5 protein-coding genes are annotated in these 5,952 nt (G+C 73.0%); 4 read left to right on the top strand and 1 reads right to left on the bottom strand.

Going from position 1 to position 5,952, the window contains the following annotated elements; genetic code table 11:
- Positions 1–255 (top strand): hypothetical protein (locus D7V97_RS45020; protein ID WP_158623545.1); only part of this gene is annotated, 255 nt, incomplete at its 5' end.
- Here D7V97_RS45020 and D7V97_RS38890 read toward each other — a convergent pair.
- Positions 195–1,604: an NAD(P)/FAD-dependent oxidoreductase gene (locus D7V97_RS38890; RefSeq protein WP_120615640.1), complete on the bottom strand. Its 1,410-nt coding sequence runs from the start codon at positions 1,602–1,604 to the stop codon at positions 195–197. The two genes, D7V97_RS45020 and D7V97_RS38890, sit on opposite strands and share 61 nt — an antisense overlap.
- A gap of 85 nt (positions 1,605–1,689) precedes the next feature.
- On the opposite strand from D7V97_RS38890, the gene D7V97_RS38895 reads away from it, so the two are divergent.
- The 3 genes from D7V97_RS38895 to D7V97_RS38905 all read left to right on the top strand — a co-directional run.
- Positions 1,690–2,733: a squalene/phytoene synthase family protein gene (locus tag D7V97_RS38895; RefSeq protein ID WP_120615641.1), complete on the top strand. Its 1,044-nt coding sequence runs from the start codon at positions 1,690–1,692 to the stop codon at positions 2,731–2,733.
- Positions 2,730–4,685, top strand: a complete 1,956-nt coding sequence (locus D7V97_RS38900) for a 2,3-oxidosqualene cyclase (protein ID WP_120615642.1) — start codon at positions 2,730–2,732, stop codon at positions 4,683–4,685. Before D7V97_RS38895 ends, D7V97_RS38900 begins: the two co-directional genes overlap by 4 nt.
- Positions 4,686–4,821: 136 nt before the next feature.
- On the top strand, positions 4,822–5,952 hold a 1,131-nt coding region (locus tag D7V97_RS38905; protein WP_120615643.1), incomplete at its 3' end, for an NAD(P)/FAD-dependent oxidoreductase.

Raw genomic sequence — 5,952 nt, forward strand, 5'->3', positions numbered from 1 at the left:
GCCTGGGGGCTCGGGGCCATCGCGGCGCTGCCGATTGGCTTCTCCGTGTGGAGCCAGCTGAGGCTCCAGCGGGAGTGCCACGGGCCGCGCGTCGCGCCCCGTCACTTCTGGGTGCCGGCGGTGCTGCCGTTGCTGGGCATGGGGGTGGCGCTGTCCGCGCGGCTGTCGCGCGAGGTGGACTGGCGCGGCCGGAGCTACCGGTTGGACGCGAAGGCGCGCCTGGGGGACGCCCAGCCCGCCCGGGCCAGCGTGTAGACGGGACGGCGGACGCGACGATGCAGCCAGCTTCCCAACTGTTCCATCGCGCTCGCCACGGCATCCCTCAGGGGGGGCCCGGCCGAGCGCAGCAGGGGCCCGGCGGAGCGCAGCCGGCCGCCCTGTCCGCGCGTGGAGAGCATCGCGGCGAGCGCATGGCCCACGACGCGCAGGTACTCGCGCGCCATCACCCGCATGCGCGGCTCCTCGGAGGAGAGCAGGGCCATGGACGCGCGCGCGCCGCGAGGGCTGTGCTCCCAGTAGTGCAAGAGCCCCAGGCGCAGCGCCCGCATGCCCTCGTCCTGGCCGGCGAAGGCGCTGTACAGCGCGGAGGCGAGCGCCACGCGGGTGCGCTGCGCCGGCCGCCGCTCATGGGCGTAGCGTTCGAGCGCGCGGGGAATGTGGCCCGCGTGGCGGTGCAGCGCCTCCTGGAGGGCGCGGGCGTCGTGGAAGCACGACGCCATGCCGCTGGCGGTGAGCGGATGGCAGCACGCGGCGGCGTCGCCCACGAGCACGGCGCTGCCCGCCCAGACGGTCTCCGCCAGCCGGTCGTCATTGGAGGCCATGCGCGGCGCGGGTTGCTGTTCCAGGGCCTGGCGGACCTCGGACCTCAGACCGGGGGGCAGGGCGAGCAGCAGCTCCGGATGGGCCTTCAACGTCTGGGCCGTGCTGCCCAGGGGGAGATCCACCATCACGCGCGCCACGCCGGGCTGGATGGCATAGGCCAGCGCGTGCAGCGGGCCCCCCACGAACTGGTGTCCATGGTCGGGGTAGGGCAGGCAGGCGCTGTCCACGGTGACGCCCAGCATGGTGGAGATGCGCACGTGGTGCTCGGCGATGCCCAGCATCCGCCGCACGGGCGACGCGCGTCCGTCCGCGGCCACGAGCAGCCGGGCCTTCACGGTGTGCTCGGCGCCCTCGTGGGAGAAGCGCAGGTGGACGCCGTGCTCGTCGTTGTGGTCCACGGCCGTCATGCGGGCGCGGCCGTGCAGGGTGACGCCAGGACGTCGGGACACCGCCTCCTGGAGGGGGACGGTGAGGTTGGCATGCTCGAGCGACAGCCCGGTGACGCCGCGTCCATAGGGCAGGATGAGGGTGTGCGTGGGGGCATGGAAGCGCACCGCGAAGCCGCGCACGGGCTGGGACGTCCAGGCGTCCACGACGTCCCCGAAGCCCAGCGCGCGCAGGTCCCGCACCCCGGTGGGGTGGAGCAGCTCGCCCGCGAGTTGCTTGTGGCGGTCCACGCCCGCGTCGAGCAGCAGGACGGACCACCCCAGTTCGGCGAGCGCCGCCGCCACCGCGCAACCCGCGGGCCCGCCACCGGCAATCACCACATCGACGTCCCCCACGCGGCCCTCACCCGGTCACGAGACAGATTGTCTGCCATTGACGAATAGCCATTGGTGCAACGCGCCGCACGAAGAGGAGGCAGGCATGGTGGTCCCTGGTGAGTCCTTCTGCCGTACGCAGCTGCCCCGGGTGTCCCGGACATTCGCGCTGAACATCCCCCTGCTCCCGGAGCCGCTGGACCTGGCGGTGACGGTGGCCTACCTGCTGTGCCGCATCGCGGACACGCTGGAGGACGAGGCTCCGGGTGCACTCCAGGGAGGGTTGTTGGAAGAGCTGGCGGGACTGGTGGCGCTGGGGCCGGGCTGGGAGGCCCGCGGCCAGTCCTTCTCTCAGCGGGCGCGGCTCGCGCTGCGAAGCGGAGCCCCGGTGGCGGAAGCGGAGCTGGTCGCGGGCACGTCCACGGTGCTGGAGACGCTGGCCTCGCTGCCTGCCTGGGTGCACCCGCACGTCGCGCGGTGCGTGCGCACGATGACGGATGGGATGAATCACATCCAACAGGCGCATGGAGGCGGCGCTGGGGTCAGGGGGTTGCCCGACCTCCCGGCCCTGTCCTTGTACTGTTATTACGTGGCGGGCGTGGTGGGGGAGATGCTGACCGGGCTCTTCATCGCCTCCTCGGCGTGGGTCGTCCCGCGTGAGGCCCGGCTCGTCCCACGGGCCGTGGCCTTTGGACGGGCGCTGCAGCTCACCAACATCCTGAAGGACGTACGCGAGGACCTGGACCGGGGATGCTGCTGGCTGCCCCGGGACCGGATGGCCGCGCACGGGCTGGAGCCCGCCACGCTCGTGCTGCCCGGGCACCGCGCGCGGGCGGTCGCGCTGATGGAGGAACTGGTGGCGGTGGCGCGTGGGGAGCTGGACGTCGCGCTCGAATACTCGCTGGCCCTGCCAACCGAGGAGCCCGGCTTGCGGCTGTTCTGCCTGTACCCGCTCTTCTTCGCGGTGCTGACGCTCAACGCGCTGGAGGGCAACCCCGCCGTGTTCGACCCCGTTCCGGTGAAGATGGGCCGGGAGGCGGTGCGGGCGCTGATGGTGCTCACGCAGGAGCGGGTGGCGTCGGATGCCGCGCTGCGGGCGCTCTACGCGGACTGTTCGCGGGTGCCCCGTGCCCCGGAGGCGAGGACATGAGCTCGCGGGCCCGCGACGTGCTGGCCCGGACCCAGGAGGCGGATGGCTCCTGGAAGGGCGACTACGGCGGCCCGCTCTTCCTGAGCCCGGTGTATGTGGCCGGGCTGTATGTGATGGGGAGGACCCCGGATGCGCGCACGCGGGACGGGTTGCTCACCCACCTGCGCGGGCACCAGAACGGGGATGGTGGGTGGGGGCTCGACGTGGAGTCGCCCAGCCGGGTCTTCACGACGGTGCTCAACTACGTGGCGCTGCGGCTGATGGGCGTGGGCGCCGACGACCCGGGCCTCCTCCGCGCGCGGGCGTGGTTCCTGCCCCGGGGCGGTCCGCTCGGCAGCGGCTCCTGGGGGAAGTTCGTGCTCGCGCTCCTGGGGCTCTACGCCTACGACGGGATTGATCCTGTTCCTCCCGAGCTGTGGTTGCTGCCGCGAGCGCTGCCGTTCCATCCGTCGCGGCTGTGGTGCCACTGCCGCATGGTGTACCTGCCCATGGGCTGGCTCTATGGCCAAAGGGCCCGCGCGGTGGAGACACCCCTGCTGGCCGAGCTCCGGCGTGAGCTGTATCCCGAGCCGTACGCGGACGTGGATTGGAGGGCGGCGCGAGCCCGGGTGGCCCCGTCGGACGCGTACACGCCCCGAAGCATCTGGCTGCGCGCCGTGAACCGCGTGCTGGGCCTGTACGAGAGGATCCACTCCAAGCGGCTGCGCGCCCGCGCGCTGGACGAAGCCCTGGCGCTGATCCGCGCGGAGGACGAGGCCACGCACCACGTCTGCATCGGGCCCATCAACAAGGTGCTCAACACGGTGGTGTGGCACCTGGTCCGGCCGGAGGGCCCGGAGGTGCGAGCCCACCTGGAGCGGCTGCCGGACTACCTCCAGCACTCCCCGGATGGCATCAAGATCAACGGCTACAACTCCTCGCAGCTCTGGGACACCGCGTTCGCGGTGCAGGCCCTGGTGGCGTCGGGGCAGGAGGCGCGGGACACGCTCGCGCGGGCGGGCTGCTTCCTGGAGGCGGAGCAGGTGCTGGAGGATCCGCCGCACGCCGAGCGCTTCTACCGGCATCCGAGTCGGGGCGGCTGGCCCTTCAGCACGCGCGCCCACGGATGGCCCATCAGTGATTGCACCGCGGAGGCGCTGAAGGCGTGTCTGTTGTTGGAGCCGCTGGGGCTCAACCGCGTGCCTCGCGAACGGATGGAGCAGGCGGTGGCGTTCATCCTCTCACTCCAGAACCGCGACGGAGGCTGGGCCACCTACGAGCGACAGCGGGGGCCGCGCTGGCTGGAGCGGCTCAATCCCTCGGACGTGTTCGCCGGCATCATGGTGGACACCAGCTACGTGGAATGCACGTCCGCGTGCGTGCAGGCGCTGGTGGCGTGGCGGAAGACGCGGCCGGCGGCACCGGTGGAGCGGGCCATCGCACGAGGCGTGGACTTCCTGCGCCGCACGCAGCGCCCGGACGGAAGCTGGGAGGGCGCGTGGGGCGTGTGCTTCAGCTACGGCACCTGGTTCGCCGTGACGGGACTGGTGGCCGCGGGCGTCGGCACCGGAGACCCCGCGCTGCGAAGGGCCGCCGCGTTCCTCCAGGCCCACCAGCGCGAGGATGGCTCCTGGAGCGAGACGGTGCGGAGCTGCCGCGAGCGTCGCTGGGTGGATGGGCCCACGGGGCACGCGGTGACGACGTCGTGGGCCCTGCTGTCGCTCGTGGCCACGGGGGACGTGGACTCGGAGGCCACGCGTCGCGGAGTCGCGTGGCTTCGCGCGAGGCAGGGGGAGGACGGCCGGTGGCCGCAAGAGCCCCTGGCAGGCGTGTTCAACCGCACCTGCGCCATCCACTACGACACCTACCTGCGCATCTTCCCGCTGTGGGCGCTGTCGCTCGCGGGAGGCCCGGGGCATCGCGGCGTCTCGCGCAGGACACCTGAAAAGGAGGGGCACGCGCTCCTGGCTTGAAGAACGCCTGGAGGTGTCCCGACCGTTGGACCCTGTCGTTCCGTGCCGTGACCGGGGCTGTAACCTTTCAGGGCCCTCCATCGTGGTTCCCGCAAGAGCACCTGGAACGTCCCGGGTGCGCGCAGGGAGGCCGGACATGCAGGCGATGAAGGTGGCGGTGGTAGGCGGCGGACTGGGCGGGCTCACGGCGGCGGCGCTGCTGGCTCGCGGTGGCTGCGAGGTGACGCTGTACGAGCGCTCGAAGCACCTGGGCGGACGGGCCCAGACGACGGAGGTGGAGGGCTTCCGCTTCAACCTGGGACCGCACGCGCTGTACCGGGCGGGGGCGGCGATGCGGGTGCTGGGGCGACTGGGCGTGAAGCCCCCGGGTGGCATTCCCGGGGCTGGCTCCTATGCCCTGCGCGCGGGCCGCCTGCACACGCTGCCCAGCGGGCCCGTCACGCTGATGACCACGGACGTGCTGTCCCTCGCCGGAAAGCTCGAAGTGGCCAGGCTGCTCGCGGGGCTGGCCCGCATCGACACCGCGCCGCTGGGCCCCCTGTCGACGCGCGAGTGGCTGGACACCCGCCTGGCGCGCGAGGACAGCCGGGCGCTCGTGGGGGCCCTGGTGCGCGTGGCCACCTACTGCGCGGACCACACGGTGCTCAGCGCGCAGGTGGCGGTGAAGCAGCTCCAGTCCGCGGTCGCCGCCAACGTGCTGTACGTGGATGGCGGCTGGAGCACCCTGGTGGACGCGGTGGAGCGACAGGGGCGCGAGGCCGGAGCCCGGCTGGAGCTGTCCGCCCGGGTGGACGCCGTCGTCCTCCGGGGCTCGCGGGTGGAAGGGGTGCGGCTCGCGGACGGCACGGTGCACGCCGCGGACGCGGTGGTGGTGGCGGGGAGCCCGGCGGAGGTGGCGGCGCTGGTGCCAGGGGACGCGGTGCTCGCGCGGGAGGCTCGGGAGGCCATCCCCATCAAGGCCGCGACGCTGGAGCTGGGACTGTCGACGCTGCCCAGGCCGGGCGCGCTGTTCGCGCTCGGGGTGGATGGGCCATGGTACGCGTCGGTGCACTCGGCCTCCGCGCGGCTGGCACCGGAGGGAGGCGCGATGGTGCACGTGGCGAAGTACCTGGGAGGCTCGGACACGGAGCCGTCCGAGTCGGAGCTGGAGTCCGTGATGGACGCGTTCCAGCCAGGTTGGCGTGCCCACGTGGTGGCGCGGCGCTTCCGCCCCGCGCTCACCGTCAGCGCCGGGCTTCCCCAGGCGGCGAAGGGCGGCCTGTCGGGG

The sequence above is a fragment of the Corallococcus sp. CA053C genome (assembly GCF_003611675.1).
Taxonomy (GTDB): domain Bacteria; phylum Myxococcota; class Myxococcia; order Myxococcales; family Myxococcaceae; genus Corallococcus.

What these genes read in the sequence shown, in the direction of transcription:
- D7V97_RS38895 (WP_120615641.1), top strand. Translation starts at nt 1,690, where the DNA reads ATGGTGGTCCCTGGTGAGTCCTTCTGCCGTACGCAGCTGCCCCGGGTG.
- D7V97_RS38900 (WP_120615642.1), top strand. Translation starts at nt 2,730, where the DNA reads ATGAGCTCGCGGGCCCGCGACGTGCTGGCCCGGACCCAGGAGGCGGAT.